Consider the following 21,523-nt stretch of genomic DNA (forward strand, 5'->3'; position numbering starts at 1 on the left):
TCGCCCTACTCGGCGAGCCAGACCGTCGTGTCGGCCGGCACCTCGTCGCCCTCCAGCGGTGCCGAACTGAGCAGCACCTCTCCCGAAGGCAGCGGCACGGATGCGCCGCTCACGTTGGCGATCACTCGAACGCCGCCGTTGCGGAAGGCCACCACGTTCTCGCCGAAGCCGTCCAGCCACTCGAGCGTTCCGACGCCCAGGCCCTCCTGCCGGCGAACCAGAAGCGCCCGCTTGTAGAGCTCGAGGGTCGAGCCGGCGTCGCCCTCCTGCGCGTCCCGCGCGTACTGCGCCCAGATGGCGGGCTGCGGAAGCCACGACGCCGAGGAGGGGCCGAAGCCGAACGACGGCGCATCCGTCTGCCAGGGCAGCGGCACGCGGCAGCCGTCGCGGCCGTAGCGCTCACCGTGGGTGCGGAACCAGGTCGGATCCTGGCGCGCCTCATCGGGCAGGTCGATCGCCTCGGGCAGTCCGAGTTCCTCGCCCTGGTAGACGTAGGCCGAGCCCGGCAGGGCGAGCATGAGTGCCGTGGCCGCTCGCGCGCGTCGCAGGCCGAGCACCGGGTCGGGCAGGCCGGGGGTGTTGGGCCCGATGCCGTGTCCCTGCAGGTTGTCGGCCGTCAGCGCCAGGCGGGAGGCGTGTCGCACGACGTCGTGGTTCGAGAGCACCCACGTGCTCGGCGCACCGACGGTCGCGAAGGCCTCGAGCGAGCGGTCGATGACCTCGCGCAGGGGAGCGGCCTTCCAGGGCGTCTCGAGGTAGGCGAAGTTGAAGGCCTGGTGCATCTCATCGGGGCGCACCCACTTGGCCAGCTGCGAGAGCGGGTCGACCCAGGCCTCGGCGCACAGCACCCGATCTCCGGGGTAGGCGGCGAGCACGCGGTGCCAGTCGCGGTAGATCTCGTGCACGCCCTCCTGCGCCCAGTAGGGCGGCCGGTCCTCGTGCTCGGATGCGACACCGGGCTCGAGCGGCGTGGCCGCACCGCCCATGCTGCCTCCCGCCTCCGGGGGCGTGTAGTCGGGCAGTCCATCGGCCTTGATCAGGCCGTGCGCCACGTCGACACGGAAGCCGTCAACGCCGCGATCCAGCCAGAACCGCAGGATGTCGCGGAACTGCTCGCGCACCCACTCGTCGTTCCAATCCAGGTCGGGCTGCGAGCTGTCGAACAGGTGCAGGTACCACTGGCCCGGCGTGCCGTCGGCTTCGGTGATGCGGGTCCAGGCCGGCCCGCCGAACACCGATTCCCAGTTGTTCGGGGGCAGCTCGCCGTTCTCGCCGCGGCCCTCACGGAACATGTAGTGCGAGCGCTCGACGCTGCCCGGCCCTGCTGCGAGAGCGGCCGTGAACCAGGCGTGCTCACTCGAGGTGTGGTTGGGAACGAGGTCGACGATCACGCGGATGCCGAGCGCGTGCGAGCGCGCCAGCATGCTGTCGAAGTCCGCGAGGGTTCCGAACCGCGGGTCGACGTCGCAATAATCGGCCACGTCGTAGCCCGCATCCTTCTGCGGCGACGTGAAGAACGGTGAGAGCCAGATGGCGTCCACGCCGAGCTCGCTGAGCGCGTCCAGCCGGCCGGTGATGCCCGAGAGGTCGCCCATGCCGTCGCCATCGGCATCGGCGAAGGAGCGGGGGTAGATCTGGTAGATGACGGCCGAACGCCACCACTCCGACGGCCGTGCGTCCGAGTGATCGCGCGACGCGCTTGCGGGCGCGATGAGGGTGGTCTCGATACTCATGAGCGACACCCTACGCGATCTGAGCTGTGCAAGCGTTTACAACCGGCTGCCGACCGACTGCACGCGCCGATGATCGCGCTCTCCATATCGCTTCGGTAACACCGGTTTGCCTCGACACCGTTCTGCCGGTATACATGAAACCGCTTGCATTCACATGCGCGCCGGAGAACGGGCTCCACACGTGGCTCACTGCGGTGCCACACAGAAAGGAATCACCGATGAAGGTGAATTCACGTCGCATCGCGGCCGCTGTCGCGGTCGTCGCGGTCGGTGCGCTCGGCCTCACGGCCTGCTCATCGTCGAACTCCGGCGACAAGGACTCCGATAAGGGCTCGAGCCAGCCCATCACGCTGTGGGTGGACACCGAGCGTGCGCCGGCCCTCAAGGAGGTCGCCGCCTCGTTCAAGGAAGACACCGGCATCGAGGTCAAGCTCGTCGTCAAGGACTTCGCCACGGTCGACCAGGACTTCATCAGCCAGGTTCCCACCGGCAAGGGCCCCGACATCATCGTCAGCCCCCACGACAAGCTCGGCGCCTACGTGGCCGCCGGCGTCGTTGCTCCCCTCGAGCTCGGCAAGGTGCAGGATGAGTTCGCCGAGTCCGCCGTGCAGGCCATGACCTACGACGGCAAGGTCTACGGCGTGCCGTACTCGATCGAGAACGTCGCCCTCGTGCGCAACACCGCCCTCGTGCCCGACGCTTCCGCCGACTTCAGCGACGTGCTCGCCAAGGGCCAGGCGTGGGCAGCCGGTCAGCCCGACAAGTACCCCTTCCTTCTCGGCCTCTCGCCCGACCAGGGAGACCCGTACCACCTCTACCCGCTGCAGACCTCGTTCGGTTCGCAGGTGTTCGCGCAGAACGCCGACGGCAGCTACGACGCCTCCAAGCTCGTTCTCGGTGATGAGGCCGGGCAGAAGTTCGCCGCAGCGCTGAAGGACTGGGGTGCCGCGGGCGTCCTGAACGCCAACATCGACGGCGATAAGGCCAAGCAGTTCTTCATCGACGGACAGTCGCCGTACTACCTCACGGGCCCGTGGAACATCCCGGACATCAAGGCGGCAGGCATCCAATACGCCATCGACCCGCTTCCGAGCGCCGGTGGCCAGCCTGCCCGCCCCTTCATCGGCGTGAACGGCTTCTTCCTCTCGAGCAAGTCGAAGAACGCGGTGGCTGCCACCAACTTCATCGTCAACTACCTCTCGACCGAGGCCGCGCAGACCAGCCTCTACAAGGTCGGCGGACGCCCGCCGGCACTGAAGGCCGCCTACGACAAGGCCGCGAAGGAAGACGCCGACATCAAGGCCTTCGGTTCGATCGGCCTGACCGGCGCTCCGATGCCGGCCATCCCCGAGATGGGCTCCGTGTGGGCCGACTGGGGTAACGCCGAGCTGCAGCTCATCAAGGGCGAGGGCGACCCCACCCAGGTGTGGACGACGGCAGCGACCAACATCCAGGCGAAGATCGCCGGCTAGACGGATGCCGCGGGTGGGGCAGCAAACGCCCCACCCGCGCATTCTCCGTCGTTCCGAGCACCACGAGGGGTACCCGCAGATGACCGAAGTGACGCAGAAGCCGGCGCTCGCGCCCGCTCCCAAGAGGGCCCGAGCCGAGGGCTCGGCGCCTCCGCCGCCCCGCGGATCCCGCGGCGGCATGCTCGCCCTCGTGATCAAGGTGGTGCTACTCGGCCTGCTCGACGCGGCCGTGGTGTTCGCCCTCTTCGTGCTCGCCGTCAAGGAGCAGTGGCTGACGGCCGTCGTGGTGGCCGCGGTCGCCATCCTCATCAACGTCATCTACCTCAAGCGCGGGCTGCTGCCGGCGAAGTACCTCACCCCGGGGCTCATCTTCCTCGCCGTCTTCCAGATCTTCGTCGTTGTCTACACCGGCTACATCGCCTTCACGAACTACGGCGACCAGCACAACGGCTCCAAGGAGGATGCGGTCGCGCAGATCATCCGCACCTCGCAGGAGCGTGTTCCCGACTCGCCGCAGTACACGGTCTCGATCGTGCGGCAGGGCGACACCTTCGGCATGCTCGTGGCCGACCCCGACGGCGACGTGGAGTTCGGCACGAACGACACGCCCCTGAAGAAGGTCGACAGCGAGCTGAACGGGCTCGGCGCCCCCAAGGGCATCGACGGCTGGGACACCCTCAACCTCAATCAGGTCGTTCGCTACCAGGACCAAGTGCTCGCCCTGTCGGTGCCGATCTCATCCGACCCGAACGACGGCACCATCCGCAGCCCAGACGGCTCGTCGGCCTTCGTCTTCACGAGCAGCCTCGCGTTCGACCAGAAGGCCGACACCTTCACGAACGAGAAGACCGGCACCGTATACGCCGATGACGGCCGCGGCACGTTCCGCTCCGACGCCGGGGAGGCGCTGACGCCGGGCTGGCGGGTGTGGATCGGGTTCGACAACTTCGCGCAGGCCTTCACCAATGAGCAGATCCGCGACCCGCTCATCCGCGTCGTCATCTGGACGTTCGCTTTCGCGATCCTCTCGGTGCTCTCCACCTTCGCCCTCGGGCTCTTCCTCGCGCTCGTCTTCAACCACCCGAACGTGCGGGGCAAGAAGTTCTACCGCGTGCTCGTGATCCTGCCCTACGCGTTCCCCGCCTTCCTCGGCGGCCTGGTCTGGGCGGGCCTGCTGAATCCGGAGTTCGGGTTCATCAACCAGGTCTTCTTCGGTGGTGCGCAGATACCCTGGCTCTCCGATCCGTGGCTCGCACGATTCAGCGTGCTGCTCGTGAACCTGTGGCTCGGATACCCCTATATGTTCCTCGTCTGCACGGGTGCACTGCAGTCGCTGCCCGACGACGTGGTCGAGGCCGCGAAGATGGACGGCGCGAGCGCCTGGCGCACCTTCCGGTCGGTCAAGCTGCCGCTGCTGTTCGTCTCGGTCGCGCCGCTGCTCATCGCGTCGTTCGCGTTCAACTTCAACAACTTCAACGTCATCTTCATGCTGACCCGCGGATGGCCGCGGTTCACCGACACCACGCTCGACATCGGCTCCACCGACCTGCTCATCACGCTCGTCTACAAGGTGGCCTTCGGTGGCGGCGGCGGGCGGGACTACGGCCTCGCGAGCGCCTTCGCCATCCTCATCTTCATCATCGTTGCGGTCGTCTCGGCGATCAGCTTCAAGCGCACCCGCGCACTGGAGGACCTGAACTGATGTCTGACTCGAACACTCCCGCACTGGTCGAGGCCGCGATCGAGGATGAGGTGCTTCCGAACCGTGGTGGGCGCGGCCTCCATGACGACGAGCGCGCCATTCCCACCCATCGCAGGCAGCGCCCGGGCCGCTGGTTCGCCGAGGTCGGCTGGCGCCACGTGATCGGCCTGGCCGCCGTTGCGTTCTCGATCTTCCCGCTGCTCTACGTTGTCTCGGTCTCGCTGAGCTCGACGGGCACCCTCACCGGGTCCAATCGCCTGTTCGCATCCATCGATGTGCAGAACTACGTCGACCTGCTCTCGAACCCCGACCTGCCGTTCGCCAAGTGGTTCCTCAACACGCTCGTCATCGGCCTCGTGACCGGCTTCGCGACGGTCTTCCTCGGTGCTCTCGCGGCGTACGCCTTCTCCCGCATGCGGTTCACCGGTCGGCGCGTGGGCCTTCTCACCCTGCTGCTCGTGCAGATGTTCCCGCAGTTCCTGGCCGTGGTGGCGATCTTCCTGCTCATGGTCTCGATCTCCGACGTGTTCCCGGCCATCGGCCTGGGCACGCAGATCGGCCTGATCATGATCTACCTCGGTGGCGCCCTCGGGGTGAACACCTTCCTCATGTACGGCTTCTTCAACACCATCCCGACCTCCATCGACGAGGCGGCGAAGATCGACGGCGCGGGCCACGCCCGCACCTTCTTCACGATCGTGCTTCCGCTGGTCGTGCCGATCCTCGCGGTCGTCGGCCTGCTCTCGTTCATCGGAACCACGAGCGAGTTCGTCATCGCCTCGGTCATGCTCACCGACCCCGACTCGCAGACCCTCGCGGTCGGTCTCTACACCTTCGTGTCGCAGGCCCAGTCCAAGAACTGGGGCGTCTTCGCCGCCGGCGCCGTGCTCGCCGCGCTGCCGGTCATGCTGCTGTTCCTCTTCCTGCAGCGCTACATCGTCAGCGGAATGACCGCGGGCAGCGTGAAGTGAGCACGGATGCGGCCGTCGGCCCGCTCCCGCACCACGACGGCTCGCCGTTGCACGTCTCCACGCTGACGCCGCAGCTGGGCGACGAGGTGGCGGTGCGGCTGCGCGTTCCGGAGGGCTACCGGCCGCTCGCAGCCGTGCGCATCCGTTCCAATCCCGACCACGAGCCGCACTGGGACGAGGCGCGGCCTCTGGGCTCGGTCGACGGGTGGCAGTGGTGGCAGGGCTCGACCGTCGTGCGCAACCCACGGCACGGCTACCGGTTCCTGCTCGAGCACGCCGATGGCACGATCGAGTGGCTGAACCAGACCGGGGTGCATCGCACCGAGACGCTCGACGCCGAGGACTTCGCGCTCGTCGCCGGCAACGAGCCACCGGCCTGGCTGGGCGATGCGGTGATGTACCAGGTCTTCCCCGATCGGTTCGCGCGCTCCGCCTCGGCCGATGTCTGGCCCGCGCCCGATTGGGCACTTCCGGCGCAGTGGCACGAGCCGGTCGACGCCGTTCCGCCCGGCCGTTCGCAGCAGTTCTACGGTGGAGACCTCGACGGCATCCTCGACCACCTCGATCACCTCGATGAGCTGGGCGTGACGCTCATCTACCTCACGCCCATCTTCCCCGGCGCCTCGAACCACCGTTACGACGCGGCGAGCTTCTCCCACGTCGACCCGCTGCTCGGCGGAGACGAGGCGCTCGTGCGGTTGGTGCAGGCGGCGCACGCCCGCGGCATCCGCGTGATCGGAGACCTCACGAGCAATCATTCGGGGCATCGGCACGAGTGGTTCGAGTCGGCGTTCCGGCAGCCGCACGCCCCTGAGAGCGGCTTCTACTACTTCGAGGATGCCGACAACGAGCGCTACAACGCTTGGCTCGGCGTGCCCAGCCTGCCCAAGTTCAACTGGAAGTCGGGGGAGCTGCGACGCCGGTTCATCGAGGGCCCGGAGTCCATCGTCGGCCGCTGGCTGCAGCCGCCGTTCGAGCTGGACGGCTGGCGCATCGACGTGGCGAACATGACCGGCCGCCTCGGAGCCGAGGACCTGAACGCCGAGGTGCGCCAGCTCATCCGGCGCACCATGCAAGAAGTCGATCGAGAGACGATCCTGCTGGCCGAGTCGACGAACGACGCCGCGAGCGACTTCCAGGGCGACGCCTGGCACGGCGCCATGACGTATCCCGCCTTCACCCGGCCTGTGTGGGGATGGCTCAGCGAGCCGGCGCGTGGCGCGTGGTTCTTCGGGCAGCCGACCGGCGGCATCCCCCAGTACACCGGGGAGGACCTGGTGCAGATGCAGACCCGTTTCACCGCAGGGCTGCCTTGGCGGGTGCGACTCGGGTCGATGAACGCTCTGGACACGCACGACACCGCCCGGTTCGCGACGCATGCGCGCCCGGGAACTGTTCCCGTCGCCGTGGGACTGGCCGTGACGCTGCCGGGGATCCCGGTCGTGTTCGCCGGCGACGAGTTCGGGCTGGTCGGCGAAGACGGCGAGGCCTCGCGCTCGCCGATTCCGTGGGATCGTTCCGAGCAGCCCGAGGTGGCGGAACGCACCGCGCTCTACCGCGACCTCATCGCATTGCGGCACGCGCATCCCGCACTGGCCACGGGCGGCCTGCGCTGGTTGCACGTGGGGGAGGACGCGCTCGTGTACGTGCGCGAGAGCGTGGGGGAGTCGGTGCTGTGCGTCGCCGCCCGGGGTCCGTTCAGTGTCACGGTCACGGATGCCACCCTCCCCGGGCTCGCGGCGGCGAAGCGGCTCTACGGTGACGTCGCCCTTGAGCCGGTGGCAGGCGGCGTCGCGCTCGGCGGCGCGGGTCCGTCGTTCGCGGCGTGGCGGCTGCCGCCGTTGCGCGTGCCGGAGGAAGCCTGACTCCGGGTCTATCGTTCGCCGCTGTTCGCTGAGCCTGTCGAAGCGTCGTGAGGTGCGCTCCCGGCCCTTCGACAGGCTCAGGGACCGGGCTTTTCGAGGCGTGTTGCGGCGCTGTTCGCTGAGCTTGTCGAAGCGTCGTGAGGTGTGCTCCCGGCCCTTCGACAGGCTCAGGGACCGGGGTCGAAGCGTCGTGAGGCGTGCTCCCGGCCCTTCGACGGGCTCAGGGACCGGGCTTTTCGAGGCGTGTTGCGGCGCTTTTCGCTGAGCTTGTCGAAGCGTCGTGAGGCGTGCTCCCGGCCCTTCGACAGGCTCAGGGACCGGGCCTTTCGAGGCCTGTCGCGGTGCGCTGTTCGCTGTGCTTGTCGAAGCGTCGTAAGGTGTGCTCCCGGCCCTTCGACCGGCTCAGGGACCGGGCCTTTCGCGGCCGGTGCTCCGGCGCTCAGCCGCCGATGATGACCGTCGGGCAACCCGGGCCCGGCACGATCGGTGAGCCGTGCATGCTCAGGTCGGCCAGCCGCGCGGCCGGAAACCCCCCGATGAGCACCGTCATGCTTCCCATCGCGATGCCGTTCGGTGCCGGCGAGACGCACACGATGCCGCCCGGCATGGCGTTGGCCACGGCAGCAGGCATCCCGCCGATCATCACAGTCGGTACGGTCGCCGCGGGCGTGATCGGTCCGCCCACGTGGGGCTTCGGCCCGTCCATCAGCGGGCAGAGCGCCATGTCTCCCGCGCGCAGTGCCGGCCCGGTCGGCATGATCAGTGGGTCGTCACGACGACGCCGGTGACGAGCACCTGGCTCGAGCACGTGGTCGGTGCCGCTGTTCCGGGCGGTGGGGTGCCGACGGCCGCGCAGGTGAGCCGGCTGAAGAGATTGTCGCCCGCCTGAACCTCGATCGGCGTGACGAAGTGGAAGTCGAGGTCGCGGAAGTTCTCCAGGCCCGACGTGAAGATGGGAGCCACGGTGTCCTGGTTCTCCAGGGTCACCTTTCCGAAGTCCCCCTGCGGATTGCTGATCACGACGTCGGTGATCTTCAGCACGGAGTTCGCAGGGATGGCGAAGTTCGCGCTCTTGCCGGTAGCGCCGGGCCCGACCGTCACCGTGAGGCGCAGGTCGACGTTGTCGGTACTCACCGTTGGACCGGGCGCGACCGGCGCCACCGGTTCGGTGGGCTGACCGACGGCCGCTTTGGCCTCGTTCGCGCTCGCCGCAGCCTTGTCGGCCTGCTGGGCGGCCGCATCCGATCGCCGGTTCGCGTCGGCCACAGGGCCGTCGATCGCCTGCTTGGCCGTCGCCTCGATGGCCGGCTTGAACACGAGGAACCACAGCGCCACGAGCGCGGCGAGCAGCAGCAGCAGCGCCAGCAGCACCTTCCACAGCCACCGCGGGAAGACCCGCTGCTGCGTGTAGCTGCCGTTCAGCTCGATCGGCGCCTGCTCACCCTCGGGCACGACGGTGATGCCGAACGGATGCGTGACATCCGAGCCCTTCCACACCCGGGCCCGGGGGACCAGGTCGATGTCGACGAACACGGCGTGTCCGGGGTCGACCACGACGTCGGGGGTCGCGGTGGTGATGGCCAGGGCATCCGAACTCGTGCCGGCGATGCTCGCGACGAGCGGTGTGTTGCCCTGGTTGTCGACGGCCACCCGCACGCGCTTGCGACCTCGCCCCCGGCTGAGACGGGGGATCAGCTCGGCGTTGACGGATGAGAACGGCAGGATGCTCAGGGTCGCTTCCGCCGAGGCGGCGAAGTCCGGCTGCTCGGCCGGCTGCGCATGCACCCCCACCGCGACGTCGCCGGTGACGGCCTCCGCCGCGCGCGGCGGCGACACCGTGAGGGTCGTCGTCTCGGTCTTGCCCGGGTAGATCGTGAGCTCGACCGGATCGATCGTGGTCCATGCTGAAACCGGTCCGACCGGTGTCAGGGTGTAGGACTCCACGATGAGGGAGTCGTTCGTGACGCTCGCGGTGAACACGGCGTGTTCCCCGGGCACGACGGACAGCGTGATCGGATCGAGGTGCGCAACCGTGGCCATGTCGCAACGGTAGGAGCGGATGCGCGCTGCCGACCTGACCGAGCGCGCGATCGCGGGTGCAGAATCTCTGCCCGTTGAGTCTTTGTTTACTGCGCGAAGAGTGCAGCCCCTCACAATGCTCGTGTTGCCCTACCCGACCACGTGGGCACACCCATCAGGAGGAATCATGACCCGAACAACCGTGCGCGTCTACGCACGTGATCCCATCTCCGAAGCCGGACTCTCGAGCCAGCTTCGACCGCGTCCCGAGGTGCGCATCGTCGCTGCCGACGAAGAGGATGCCCCAGAGGTCGTTCTCGTCATCGTCGAGCACGTCGACGACGAGGCCCTGAACACCCTGCGCTTCCTGCGGCGCAACGGCGACTCGCGTGTGGTGCTGATCGCATCCCAGCTCGACGACAAAGACCTCGTTCGCGCCGTCGAGAGCGGCGTCGTCGGCTTGGTGCGCAGAACGGATGCCACACCGGACAGGCTCGTCTCGGTCATCGCCGCTGCCGCGGAGGGCGAGGGCACCGTTCCTCCAGACCTGCTCGGGCGCTTGCTCGACCAGGTCGGGCGGCTGCAGCGCACGGTGCTCGACCCGCGCGGAATCGCGTTCACCGGACTGGCCGCGCGTGAAGTCGAGGTGCTGAAGCTCGTCGCCGACGGCTGGGACACGGCCCAGATCGCCACCAAGCTCTGCTATTCGGAACGCACGGTGAAGAACGTGCTGCACGACGTGACGACCCGCCTGCAGCTGCGCAACCGTTCGCACGCCGTCGCGTACGCCATGCGCGAGGGCCTGATCTGACCTCACCCCGCGAGCGGATGCCCGGCCGCTGCCCGAGAGGGAAGCGCCCGGTGCCCGCAAGGGTGCCCGCGCTGCGGCGCGAGCGGCATCCGTCGTACGCAGAGTGAGGAGAGGTTCGAGAGGAGCATCGTGAGACTCGTGCGCTCGATCGTGGCCGCGGCGGCATCCATCGCCGTCGTGCTCGGCGGGGTGACCGCCCTCGGAGCAGGTATGGCGGCTGCGCTCGCCGACGGCCCGGCGGCCGCCGGAGTGACCGGCCCGTCGTTCAGCGTCGACGTCTCGAACTCGGCGCCCCAGCTGGCCTCAGGCGGAACGATGACGACGCGCATCACGGTGCATCACGACCCGCTGTTCGCCACGACCCTGGCCGCCGGCACGCTGATCGCGGTGCAGGTGAGCTGGCCCGGCATGCTGAGGGGCGGCCAGGTGACCGACGTCACGGGATGCGCGGGCTGGACCCAGCACGGCGGAGCGAACGCGCTCGTGCCCGCCTCGGGCGGCTTCAACATCGACATCCCGAACGGCGGAGACTGCCTGGTGCCCGGTCTTGCCGCGCCCGGATCGAGCACCGTGATCACGCTGGCCTTCCACGTGGACCTCGCGCCCCCGTACGCGGGCGACGTGAGCGCTGCGGCCTCACGCGGCGTCATCCTGCACGCCGACAATACGGTGACGGGCGCGTCGGTGGGAACTGCCACGCTCGGTTCGGGAGCCCAGCGCTTCGTGGTCGAACTGCACCCCTTCCATGTGGAGCTCACCCTGTCGCCGAATACCGGATGGCCGGGCGGGCCGGCATCCGTCGCGACCGTGAAGCTCATCCACCTGGCAGGCACGGCCGACTTCGCTGACGCCGTCGTCACGCTGCGGCTGTCGTGGCCTGCCTTCCTGCCGCCACCGAGCATCGCCGGCTGCGACATTCTGACCCAGGGAGCCGCAGACGCCCAGTGCACCCTCGGCGCTCTCGGCCCCGCCGGCGCCCCGCCGCGCGAGGTCACGATGACGCTCGGCATGCCAGCCGATGCCGTCGGCGAGGGCATGGTGCGGGCCGAAGGGTTCAGCGGCGCGATCACGCCGCCGCCCGGCCCGATCATCTCGCTCGCGCGGGGCGGCGCCCGAGGCGGCATGCTCGCCGCGACACGTGCCGCTGTCGTACCCGCCGAGGTCACGAGCTATCCGATGCCGCTCGAGTGGATCGACAGCGCCGCCGAGCGACTGGTCGTCGACCGCGACGTCTTCACGGTGCACGTCGCCCTCGACCGCGACGTGAGCTGGCCCACAGGGCCCGACCTGGTCGCCACGGTCACCGTCCGCTACGACCACGGGCTCAAGGTGAGCGCCGACCGGCCGTTCCTGGGCTTGGCCCTGGCCTGGCCTGCGTTCCTGCCCGCCGCTGCAGTGACCGGGTGCGATGACCTCACCGACGGTGTCTGCACCCTCGAAGGGTGGGAGAGCGTCGGACAGGAGAAGACCCTCACCCTGACCTTCGCGATGGCGACGGCGGGCGTGGGTACGGGCGCCATCTCGGCGACGGCGGCTTTTCTGCGCAACGGCGTGCCGGGCGATGCCGGCGACCTGCCGACGGCCTGGGTGGGTTCGGATGCCCAGCCGTTCACCTCGAAGGATGCCGCCTTCCCCGTCGACCTCGTGCTCGATCACAACCCCGGCTACACCGGCGGCAAGCAGCTCGTGGCCACCACGACGATCAGCCATGCACCCGGAACGGCATCCGCCGACGACGGGTACGACCCGACCTTCCCCGACCTGAGCGTGGGGTTGGACTTCACCTGGCCCGCCTTCCTCACGCCCGTCTCGACGACGGGCTGCGACACCTTCACCGCGGGAACCTGCGTTCTCACCGGGCTGGATGCGGTGGGAGCGTCGAAGCAGGTGGTGATGGTCTTCGACATTCCGGCGGCCGGACCTCCGCGCGACGCACAGGTCGGCGACCTCACCGTGAGCGCCTCCGCACTGTTCTACGCGCCCCCGCCCCCGGTGGAAGAGGAGCCGCCCCCCGCTGACTGCGCGCCGGGCGAGGAATTCTGCGAGCCGACGCCGACCCCGACGCCGACCCCGACGCCGACCCCGACGCCGACCCCGACGCCCACTCCGACGCCCACCGCCGGGGTTCCGACGCCCACGCCCACGCCCACGCCGACGCCGACTCCCGGCCCTGGGGCGGAGCCGCCGGACCTCGCCCTCCCGCTGTCCTGGGTCGCATCCGACCGCGAGGGCTTCACCGTCCTGCAGCCCGCCATCGTGCTCGCGCCGGGCATCGGCAAGCCGGGCGACGTGGTCACGGCATTCGCGACGAACCTGCCGCCCGGTGAGCAATTGCGGTTCGGCTGGTCGGCCAAGGGATCGTTCAGCGCGGCTGTGACGTTCCCCATCCCGATCACCGTGCCGGCGGATGCGACCGCGACGCGCTGGCCGGTGCTGCTGCTGCGCCGGGCGACGCCCGGAGAACGGTTCCTGTTCGTGCACAGCGTCAACGGACTCTTCGGTGACATCGAGACGGCCAATCCACTGCTCGTCGTGCCGCGGCAGGCCTCGGCGCCCAACCTCGTGGGGAGAGGCGGATGATCGGCGAGATCGACGATGCCATGCGATCGCTCGTGCGCGAGGCGCCCGGCATCGGCAAGGACATCGACGTCGCGCTCGAGGCGCCGACCAAGGACTGGGCCGCGCGGCGGAACGCCCCGACGGTCAACCTGTTCCTCTACGACATCCGTGAAGACACCAAGCGGCGCTCCCAGGGCTTTCTCGAACGACGCGACGAGAAGGGCATCGTGACCGAGCGCACGCCTCCTCCCCGGTACTTCAAGCTCAGCTATCTGGTCACCGCGTGGACCCAACGCCCCGACGACGAGCACCGCCTGCTCGACGCCCTCATGCGCTGCTTCCTGCGCTTCGACGCCATCCCCGAGGCCTTCGTGGTCGACACCATCGCCGAGACCGGCCTTCCGGCCTGGATCTCGGTGGCGCTGCCGCCGCCCGAGGACCGCGCCTTCGCCGACGTCTGGTCATCGCTCGGCGGCGAGCTGAAGCCGTCGCTCGACGTGGTCGTCACCGCCCCCATCTCGACGGGCGTCGTCTACCGGGTCGGACCGCCCGTGACCGTCGGGCTCAAGGGCAACTTCGAATGGATCGGGCTCGACGTGAGCGAATCCCGCTCGTGGCGCTCGCCGAAGAAGCCGGCAGAGGCCCCGGCCCGCAGCCGAGGACGCTGACATGATCGCCGACCCCAGCGTGACCCACCTGCTCGGCCGTCTCGGCGTGATCGAGGACCGCATCCGTCGTCTCGTCGCAGCCCGTCGCAGCGTGGACCCGCAGCCCGATGACCCGTTCCGCGGTCTGTATCTCAGCGATGAGATGATCGACCGGCTGCTCGCCGAGGTGCCGCCGATTCACGACTGGTCGGATGCGTCGGCGCGGCTCGCCGCCTGCGAGCAGGGGGCCGACATGGCCGAGGCCGCCGGGCACCGGCTGCGCCTGCGGGAGCTCACGACGACGTTCGGGCTCAACGCCCTCGACATCGACCTTCTCGTCGTGGCGCTCGCCGCCGACCTCGACGCCAGGTTCGAGCGGTTCTTCGGCTACCTCAACGACGACGTGGGCAGGCGCCGCCCCTCTGTTGTCGTCGCCATGGAGCTGTGCGGGGTGCCGCTGACCTCGCCGGCCGACCGGGCGCGCCTGGTCGACGGGCCGCTCGTGTCACGCGGACTGCTCATCGTCGAAGACCTCGACAGGCCGCTTCCGAGCCGGGCGGTGCGCGCGCCCGATCGGGTGGTGGGCCACCTGCTCGGCGACGACTCCGCCGACCGCGCTCTCGACGGCGTGCTGCGAAACCCCGCCGCCGTGGCCTGGGGAGATGAACGCAGCGTCGCGCGAGCCTTGGCCGCCGGCATCCGTCTGCTGTACCTGCGCGAATCGGCGACCGGTTCGGGGCAGGCGGTCGCCGTGCGCGCCCTGCGCGCGAGCGGACTGGATGCCCTGCACGTCGACCTGTCCCGACTCGGATCCGACGAGGACTCCGCGACACTCGCCCGTCTCGCCGCGCGGGAGGCGCGGCTGCGGCGCTGCGGGCTCATCGCCTCTCCGGTCGGTCGTGACGTGCGTCCGAGCCTGCTGGAGGCCCTTGACGCGAGCCCGCAGCCCACCATCCTCATCGGTGAGTCGATGTGGGATCCAGGCTGGTCGGGCACCCTCCCCGCCATGGATGAGGTGCGAGCGAGCACGAGTGAGGAACGCGGCGAGCTGTGGCTGCAGGCGCTCGGCGGCACCGCCGGTGGCATCGACGTCGCGGCGACGACCGCCCAGTTCCGGCTGCGACCCGAGCAGGTGCAGCGGGCGGCATCCACGGCGCTCAGCCAGGCCGCGCTGACGCCGAGCGGCGTGATCACTCCCGAGCATCTCGCGGCGGGCGCGCGCGCCGAGAACGGATCGGCCCTCGACCGGCTGGCGCGCCGGGTGAGCCCGGCCGTCGGATGGCGCGACCTCGTGCTGCCCCCGGCCACGATGAACGCGCTGCACGAGATCGAGTTGCGCGCGCGGCACCGCGAGCGGGTGCTCGGAGACTGGGGCATGCGGCCGGGCGGAGGGCGTGGGCACGGTGTCGTGGCGCTGTTCGCGGGCGACTCCGGGACGGGCAAGACGATGTCGGCAGAGGTCGTGGCCGGCGAACTCGGACTCGACCTCTACGTGGTCGACCTCTCCACGGTGGTCGACAAGTACATCGGCGAGACCGAGAAGAACCTCGACCGCATCTTCACGGCGGCCGCGGGAACGAACGCGGTGCTGCTGTTCGATGAGGCGGATGCGGTGTTCGGCAAGCGCAGCGAGGTCAAGGACTCCCACGACCGCTACGCCAACGTCGAGAGCGCGTTCCTGCTGCAGCGGATGGAGACCTTCGACGGGCTCGCGATCCTCGCCACCAACCTTCGCGCCAACATCGACGAGGCCTTCACCCGCCGTCTCGACGTCATCGTCGACTTCCCCATGCCCGATGCGGAGCACCGCAGCGCGCTGTGGGACCGCTGCCTGGGTCGCGCGCTCGAGCGCGCTCCCGACGTGGACCTCGAGTTCCTCGGCCGCTCGTTCGAGCTCGCCGGGGGCGGCATCCGTTCTGCCGCGGTCACGGCCGCGTACCTCGCTGCCGCCGACGGTGCCGTCGTACGGATGCTGCACCTCGTGCTCGCGGTCGAGCGCGAATACCGCAAGCTCGGCCGGCTCGTGGTGGAGCGCGAATTCGGCGCCTTCTGGCAGGAGGTGTCCGCGTGAGCCGCCATCCGGCCCCGCCGTCGGGCCCCCACCTTTCTTCTTCGCCGTTGAACTATTTGGTGCCCGTTGATCCGCCTGTAGCGGCTCAACGGCGACGAAATGGTTCAACGGCGGAAGGTGTCGTGAAGCAATGCGTCGTGAAGCAGGAAATGGAGGTGCGTCATGCACACGCACGATTTCGACGGACTCGACCTCGAGGTCGGCCGTCGCGGTAAAGAGGGAGCCGGGCCCGAACAGGCCGGTCTCGCCGGCGTGGCCGAGCACCGGCCCGACGTGCTCGGCCGCAGCGGCCTGCTGCAGTTGCAGCGGGATGCCGGCAACGAGGCGGTGAGCGACCTCGTCGAACAGCAGCGGTCGCCGGTGCTCGACGTCGTGAATTCCGGCGGCGGTACGCCGCTGCAGGCCGACGTGCGGGCCGACATGGAAGGCCGGCTGGGCGCCGACTTCTCCGACGTGCGGGTGCACACGGGGTCCGACGCCCACGAGTCGGCGCGGTCGGTGGGCGCTCACGCCTATACGGTCGGCACCAACGTCGTGTTCCAGCGCGATGCCTTCGACCCCTCGTCGGATGCGGGCCGCACGACCCTCGCGCACGAACTGACCCACGTCATCCAGCAGCGCTCCGGACCGGTCGACGGCACGCCGACCGCCTCGGGAGTGAGCGTGAGCAATCCGGGTGATCGGTACGAGAGGGCGGCCGCGGAGAACGCCACCCGGGTCATGAGCGCCGCGGCGCCGGCGGCAGCGTCCGCGGCACCTGTGCAGCGCGACTCGGCCGGTGCGGATGCCGGCGCCTCGGTGCAGCGCGCCCAGGCGACCGAGGAGGATGAAGAGGAATCGCTGCAGGGCTCCTTCGTACAGCGTGAGGAGGCGCCGACGGAGGAAGACGAAGAACTCGGCGCCTGAGATATCCGCATGCCGCCCACCCCCGCAGATGCATCGCACGAGCAGTCGGCGACCCTCGGCGTCGCCCGACCGGCCGCGTCCGCGCGCTCCGAGGGAGGGTCGGCAGCGGCATCCGCTGTCGGTGGCCGGTTGGTCGCACTGCAGCGCGCGAGCGGAAACCACGCCGTGGCCGCCCTCGTGGCTTCGCGGCTGAAGGTGCCGGGTACGGAAGCGGTCGTTCAGCGCGATGACGAGAAGAAGACCTTCGGCGAGGTACTCGAGGGCGACGACCCCGACGCTCTGAAGCCGTTCCGGCCGTTCCCGCCACTGTCCGTGCCCCAGCTGCGCAAGATCTGCCGACTGGTGATCGACAAGAACCGCTGGGTCGGGCCAGACGACGAGGTCACCATCGAATCAGCCTGGCGGGCCGTTGCGGGGGACCGCTCGCACCTCGAGGAGAGCGACTGGGCGCTCTGGAAGGAGTGCGACAACTACGGCGCCGAGATGGCCCTCATCCCGTGGATGCGCGATTTGCGCACGACGTTCGCCGACCGGGTCAGGGAGTCGGCGACCACGAGCGTCGACAAGAACTCCGCAGCCATCACGGCGGAGGCCAAGCGGCTCGGCATCGCCGTGGACGGCAGCCCGGTGCAGCCCTCGGCGCAGGCCGATGAGGCCGTCGCCCAGCAACGCGGCGTCGCCATGCAGATTCGGGATGCCAATGCCAAGCTCAAGCAGCTGCGCACCATCCCGGTGGGGTACGGGCCGCCCAGCTGGGGCACCGCCGGCGGGGGAAAGGCGCCGGCCCTTCCACCCGGCGGAACGCCCGACATCGAGCCGAAGAAGATCGCGACCTTCGATCCCGACAAGCCGCCTCTCGAGCGCTCGGACCCCGACCCCAACCCGGGCGCCGGAATCGGCAAGTACGAGGCCGTCAAGGCTGTGCACGAGTCGATCACCACGGCTGTCGGCGAGTTGCTCAACGCCAATCCGGCTCTGTACGCCATGGCGGCTCGGGGCGGAACGGATGCCGCCCTCGAGGGCAGCACGGATGCGGTGCGGGCGAAGATGTCCGAGGCGCTGCTCGACGTGATGCGCAACGCCACGAAGACGCGCTCCGACATCCAGGACCGCTCTCTGAGTTTCAGCGAGATGCAGCCCGTTCACCGCACGGTGTTGGCAGGCGATCCGCAGTTCCGCGACGGTTTCTCGAAGAAGGTCGCGGCCGACTATGTGACCGAGGAGGGCGGGGCCGAAGCCGCGGCGAGCAAGCTCGTGAGCCTGCTGACCATCGCGCTCATCACGACTGTTGAGGTGGCATCGGGCGGAACCGCGACGCCTGTGGTGGGGGCGCTCATCAGCCTCGCCGCATCCGCCGGTACGACAGCGGCCAGCTGGAACGACTGGAGCAAGCTCGAAGCTGCGGCGAAGTCGACCGTGAGCGACAAGAACGCGATCGTCACCCAGGACCAGGCGGATGCCGCCCAACTCGGCGCCCTCATCTCGACGGCGGCCGCCCTGCTCGACGTCTACGGCGTCGGCAAGGCCGTCAAGGCCGCGTCGACCGCGAGCAAGGCGGCGGTGTCCGCCCTCGAGGGACGGGTCTCGGATGCGGCGGCCTTGCGCAAGGTGGCCCAGGGCGCTGCGGTCGCCGATGCGCGCGCCGTGGTGACGCGCTCGGTCGATTCCATCGGACCCGCGGCCACCGCGAAGGCGTTCGGCAACTGGCAGAAGCTCGTGGGAACCGCCGAGCCGGGCGCCGTGGCCAAGCTCACCGGCTGGCGGACGGGCGTCTTCCAGGCGGCCGAGGCCAGTGCGGTGAAGGCCGCAGCCGGGCAGGAGGGGTCGGCCGCGCGCGCCGCACTCGCCATCGCGAGCGGCATCGAACAGGCGGCCATGGGCGAGGCCCTCGATGCCGTCATCGAGATCATCGGCGGAGGCGGCAGCGAGGAGATGGGGTACGTGGGATTCGGCGGCAAGGCTGCCGACTTCAGCGCCGCGATCAACGCGCAGGTCGAGTCCATGGCACCCGCCTCACCGGTGCAGAAGAGCCTGCAGCGCAGCATGGTCGAGATCGTCGAGGTGCCCTTCAGCGAGCTCAAGCTCGCCTCGATGTCGCCTGCCGAATTCGAGCGCATCATCCGGCAGGGCAGCGCATCCGGCTACTTCAGCCAGCAGGGGTTGCCCCGCATGACGGTGATCGACGCCAAGCTGCACGGCGGTGGCCACGGCTACGACGGTCTCGGCATCGCGAAGCAGGGCGACCTCATCCAGCTCTACAACCTCGAGTGCAAGCACATCGCGGGCGACTCGAACCACGTGCCCTCGCTGAGCGCGACCGACTTCGGCACCCAGGGTGGGCTGCGGTGGAACGAGTCGAAGGCGCGCTCGCTGCTGCACGCCGACAACCCCTTCGCCGAGGAGACCCGGGCGATGCTCACGAAGGCGCTGAAGCAGCGCGTGGGCGCCTTCGACGAGCGCATCCTGGAAGACACGCTCGCGGGAGCGCTGCGGCGTTCGCACTTCTACGCGTTCGCTCCGGTGTGGGCGAAGACGGAGCACCTCCTCGCCCAGATGCGGGGGCTCGCCAGTTCGGGCCTGTCGGTCGGCAAGCTCATCCGGGTGAAGCCGCGCGGCTGGTGAGCGCTGGCGCGCTTCGCGCTGCCGGCCCCGCAGTTTCGCTGGGTTGCGTCACGCCGAGCCCGCAATGGATGTGGGTGTTGCGGGCTCACGACCCACCGTTTCTGCGGGTTGGGTTCCCTTCGACAGGCTCAGGGAACGGCTCCTTAGGAACCCTGCCATCCGCTCGGCGCTTGGGTTCCCTTCGACAGGCTCAGGGAACGGTTTCCGGGGAACCCGCCCGTCCGCTCGCTGAGCTTGTCGAAGCGCGGTGACGGCGTCTACGAGTGCCGCGTGCGGCATCGATCCCGCAGTTTCGGTGCGTTGCCTCACGCCGAGCCCGCAATGGATGCGGGTGTCCCGGGCTCGCAACCCACCGTTTCTGCGGGTTGGGTTCCCTTCGACAGGATCAGGGAACGGCTCCCGGAGAACGCAGCCATCCGCTCGCAACGCGCGCCGCGAAGCGCGGCCCGCACCGTGCCCCATCGTGCAGCCAACGCTTCCCCCGCGGCAGGCCGCGCAGACTGAGGGCGCCCTCGGCATCCGTTCGATGCTTGCAGCACGCATGCAGTTCATCGAAGGAGCAGCCGATGCCCACCTATCTTTCACCCGGTGTATATGTGCAGGAGATCGACGCCGCGACGCGGCCGATCGAGGGCGTCGGCACCGCGGTCGCCGCATTCATCGGGCTCGCCCCGACCGGCCCTGAGAACTCTCCGACCCTCGTGTCCAACTGGACGCAGTACGTCGAGCAGTTCGGCGGGCTCTACCCCGGTTCCTACCTCGCGTACGCCGTCTACGGCTACTTCCTCAACGGAGGCGGCAACTGCTACATCGTGCGGATCGGCACGGCGGCGGCCAGCGCCAAGGGGAGTCGCCGGGAGGCCAAGCCCGTATCGGCGGAGCCGCAGCAACTCACGATCGGCAACTACCGGCTGATCGCCAAGAACGCCTCGCCGAACGCCAAGCCCGTGAAGGTCGAGATCGGTGCGGCCGACGGCGAGAACCCACCCGACGACGAGTTCAAGCTCACCGTCGTGGTCGAGGGCCGCCAGCCCGAGGTCTGGGGCAACCTGTCCACGAAGCCGGGCAACGACAACTACGTCGTCACCAAGCTGTCGTCGGAGTCCAAGCTGCTCACCGCGGAAGAGGCCGCCCCCTCGACACCGCCCGTGAAGCCGGCCGTCGGAACGTTCGACCTCGCGGTGCCCGAACCGGCACCCGAGCCGCTCGCCCTCGACAAGCTGTCGGCCGCGAACTACATCGGCGACGCCGCGGAGCGCACCGGCTTCAGCGGCCTCGAAGAGATCGAAGACATCACCATGGTGTCGGTTCCCGACCTCATGGCCGCCTACGAAGCGGGTGCCATCGACCTCGAGACGGTCAAGGCCGTGCAACTGGCGGTGATCGCGCACTGCGAGCTCATGGGCGACCGGATGGCGATCCTCGATCCCCCTCCCGGCCTGAACGCCCAGGAGATCGGCGACTGGCGGCGCAACGGCGCCGGCTACGACTCCAAGTTCGCCGCCCTCTACTACCCGTGGGTGAAGGTGCTCGACCCGATCACCGGAACCAACCGCTTCGTGCCGCCGTCGGGTCACCTCGCCGGCATCTGGGCCCGCAACGACTCCGAACGCGGCGTCTTCAAGGCGCCGGCGAACGAGATCATCCGCGGCGCGGTCGCTGTGCAGACCCAACTCACCCGCACGGAGCAGGAACTGCTCAACCCCATCGGCATCAACGCCCTGCGGTTCTTCCCGGGCCGCGGCATCCGTGTCTGGGGAGCCCGCACGCTCTCGAGCGATCCGGCCTGGCGCTACATCAACATCCGTCGGCTGTTCAACTACATCGAGAAGTCGGTGCTGAACGCCACCCAGTTCGCGGTCTTCGAGCCCAACGACCCCGCCCTGTGGGGCAAGCTGCGCCGCTCGATCTCGTCGTTCCTCATCGGGGAGTGGCGCAAGGGCGCGCTGTTCGGCCGCACTCCGGAAGAGGCCTTCTACGTCAAGTGCGACGACGAGACCAACCCCGCGGATGTGATCGACTCCGGCCAGGTGGTCTGCCAGATCGGCATCGCTCCGGTGAAGCCCGCGGAATTCGTGGTCTTCGAACTCTCGCAATTCTCCGGTGGCACCAGCCTCGTCACCGAATGACCCATCACTAGGAGGA

At 69.3% G+C, this 21,523-nt stretch carries 14 protein-coding genes; 11 read left to right on the forward strand and 3 right to left on the reverse strand.

The window, feature by feature from the left end:
* Positions 1 to 5 precede the first annotated feature (5 nt).
* Entirely contained in the window at positions 6 to 1,733 is a 1,728-nt protein-coding gene (locus tag WDJ51_RS11925) for a glycoside hydrolase family 13 protein (protein WP_337852672.1), read from the reverse strand.
* Between the two features lie 218 nt (positions 1,734 to 1,951).
* Between WDJ51_RS11925 and WDJ51_RS11930 the strand changes: the two genes are divergently transcribed.
* The 4 genes from WDJ51_RS11930 (at position 1,952) to WDJ51_RS11945 (ending at position 7,743) form a co-directional block, all read left to right on the forward strand.
* Entirely contained in the window at positions 1,952 to 3,205 is a 1,254-nt protein-coding gene (locus WDJ51_RS11930) for a sugar ABC transporter substrate-binding protein (protein WP_337852673.1), read from the forward strand.
* Between the two features lie 79 nt (positions 3,206 to 3,284).
* Positions 3,285 to 4,907, forward strand: a complete 1,623-nt coding sequence (locus tag WDJ51_RS11935) for an ABC transporter permease subunit (RefSeq protein WP_337852674.1) — start codon at positions 3,285 to 3,287, stop codon at positions 4,905 to 4,907.
* The gene (locus WDJ51_RS11940) at positions 4,907 to 5,878 is read left to right on the forward strand and encodes a sugar ABC transporter permease (protein WP_337852675.1); all 972 of its coding nucleotides are present in this window, start codon (positions 4,907 to 4,909) and stop codon (positions 5,876 to 5,878) included. Before WDJ51_RS11935 ends, WDJ51_RS11940 begins: the two co-directional genes overlap by 1 nt.
* The gene (locus tag WDJ51_RS11945) at positions 5,875 to 7,743 is read left to right on the forward strand and encodes an alpha-amylase family glycosyl hydrolase (RefSeq protein WP_337852676.1); all 1,869 of its coding nucleotides are present in this window, start codon (positions 5,875 to 5,877) and stop codon (positions 7,741 to 7,743) included. Before WDJ51_RS11940 ends, WDJ51_RS11945 begins: the two co-directional genes overlap by 4 nt.
* Positions 7,744 to 8,182: 439 nt before the next feature.
* On the opposite strand, the gene WDJ51_RS11950 is transcribed toward WDJ51_RS11945, so the two are convergent.
* Complete coding sequence (locus WDJ51_RS11950) at positions 8,183 to 8,500, reverse strand: PAAR domain-containing protein (protein WP_337852677.1); 318 nt, start codon at positions 8,498 to 8,500, stop codon at positions 8,183 to 8,185.
* Between the two features lie 2 nt (positions 8,501 to 8,502).
* The gene (locus tag WDJ51_RS11955; RefSeq protein WP_337852678.1) at positions 8,503 to 9,783 is read right to left on the reverse strand and encodes a COG1470 family protein; all 1,281 of its coding nucleotides are present in this window, start codon (positions 9,781 to 9,783) and stop codon (positions 8,503 to 8,505) included.
* 166 nt (positions 9,784 to 9,949) lie between these two features.
* Between WDJ51_RS11955 and WDJ51_RS11960 the strand changes: the two genes are divergently transcribed.
* The 7 genes from WDJ51_RS11960 (at position 9,950) to WDJ51_RS11990 (ending at position 21,507) form a co-directional block, all read left to right on the forward strand.
* Entirely contained in the window at positions 9,950 to 10,573 is a 624-nt protein-coding gene (locus WDJ51_RS11960) for a response regulator transcription factor (RefSeq protein ID WP_337852679.1), read from the forward strand.
* 129 nt (positions 10,574 to 10,702) lie between these two features.
* Complete coding sequence (locus tag WDJ51_RS11965) at positions 10,703 to 13,153, forward strand: hypothetical protein (RefSeq protein WP_337852680.1); 2,451 nt, start codon at positions 10,703 to 10,705, stop codon at positions 13,151 to 13,153.
* On the forward strand, positions 13,150 to 13,800 hold the full coding sequence (locus WDJ51_RS11970) for a DUF4255 domain-containing protein (RefSeq protein ID WP_337852681.1): 651 nt from the start codon (positions 13,150 to 13,152) through the stop codon (positions 13,798 to 13,800). The genes WDJ51_RS11965 and WDJ51_RS11970 overlap by 4 nt, the downstream gene beginning before the upstream one ends.
* Position 13,801: 1 nt before the next feature.
* Positions 13,802 to 15,850, forward strand: a complete 2,049-nt coding sequence (locus WDJ51_RS11975) for an ATP-binding protein (RefSeq protein ID WP_337852682.1) — start codon at positions 13,802 to 13,804, stop codon at positions 15,848 to 15,850.
* Positions 15,851 to 16,012: 162 nt separating this feature from the next.
* Positions 16,013 to 16,756, forward strand: coding sequence for an eCIS core domain-containing protein (locus tag WDJ51_RS11980; protein ID WP_337852683.1), 744 nt, complete (start codon positions 16,013 to 16,015; stop codon positions 16,754 to 16,756).
* Positions 16,757 to 16,765: 9 nt separating this feature from the next.
* Positions 16,766 to 19,378: a hypothetical protein gene (locus WDJ51_RS11985; RefSeq protein ID WP_337852684.1), complete on the forward strand. Its 2,613-nt coding sequence runs from the start codon at positions 16,766 to 16,768 to the stop codon at positions 19,376 to 19,378.
* 566 nt (positions 19,379 to 19,944) lie between these two features.
* The gene (locus WDJ51_RS11990; RefSeq protein ID WP_337852685.1) at positions 19,945 to 21,507 is read left to right on the forward strand and encodes a phage tail sheath family protein; all 1,563 of its coding nucleotides are present in this window, start codon (positions 19,945 to 19,947) and stop codon (positions 21,505 to 21,507) included.
* Positions 21,508 to 21,523 lie beyond the last annotated feature (16 nt).

This window comes from Rathayibacter sp. YIM 133350 (assembly GCF_037404875.1).
GTDB lineage: Bacteria > Actinomycetota > Actinomycetes > Actinomycetales > Microbacteriaceae > Orlajensenia.

Bases quoted from the DNA above. Each gene is read 5' to 3' on its own strand.
- WDJ51_RS11925 (WP_337852672.1), bottom strand. From the start codon at position 1,733: ATGAGTATCGAGACCACCCTCATCGCGCCCGCAAGCGCGTCGCGCGAT.
- WDJ51_RS11930 (WP_337852673.1), top strand. From the start codon at position 1,952: ATGAAGGTGAATTCACGTCGCATCGCGGCCGCTGTCGCGGTCGTCGCG.
- WDJ51_RS11935 (WP_337852674.1), top strand. From the start codon at position 3,285: ATGACCGAAGTGACGCAGAAGCCGGCGCTCGCGCCCGCTCCCAAGAGG.
- WDJ51_RS11940 (WP_337852675.1), top strand. From the start codon at position 4,907: ATGTCTGACTCGAACACTCCCGCACTGGTCGAGGCCGCGATCGAGGAT.
- WDJ51_RS11950 (WP_337852677.1), bottom strand. From the start codon at position 8,500: ATGCCGACCGGGCCGGCACTGCGCGCGGGAGACATGGCGCTCTGCCCG.
- WDJ51_RS11955 (WP_337852678.1), bottom strand. From the start codon at position 9,783: ATGGCCACGGTTGCGCACCTCGATCCGATCACGCTGTCCGTCGTGCCC.
- WDJ51_RS11960 (WP_337852679.1), top strand. From the start codon at position 9,950: ATGACCCGAACAACCGTGCGCGTCTACGCACGTGATCCCATCTCCGAA.
- WDJ51_RS11970 (WP_337852681.1), top strand. From the start codon at position 13,150: ATGATCGGCGAGATCGACGATGCCATGCGATCGCTCGTGCGCGAGGCG.
- WDJ51_RS11975 (WP_337852682.1), top strand. From the start codon at position 13,802: ATGATCGCCGACCCCAGCGTGACCCACCTGCTCGGCCGTCTCGGCGTG.
- WDJ51_RS11980 (WP_337852683.1), top strand. From the start codon at position 16,013: ATGCACACGCACGATTTCGACGGACTCGACCTCGAGGTCGGCCGTCGC.
- WDJ51_RS11985 (WP_337852684.1), top strand. From the start codon at position 16,766: ATGCCGCCCACCCCCGCAGATGCATCGCACGAGCAGTCGGCGACCCTC.
- WDJ51_RS11990 (WP_337852685.1), top strand. From the start codon at position 19,945: ATGCCCACCTATCTTTCACCCGGTGTATATGTGCAGGAGATCGACGCC.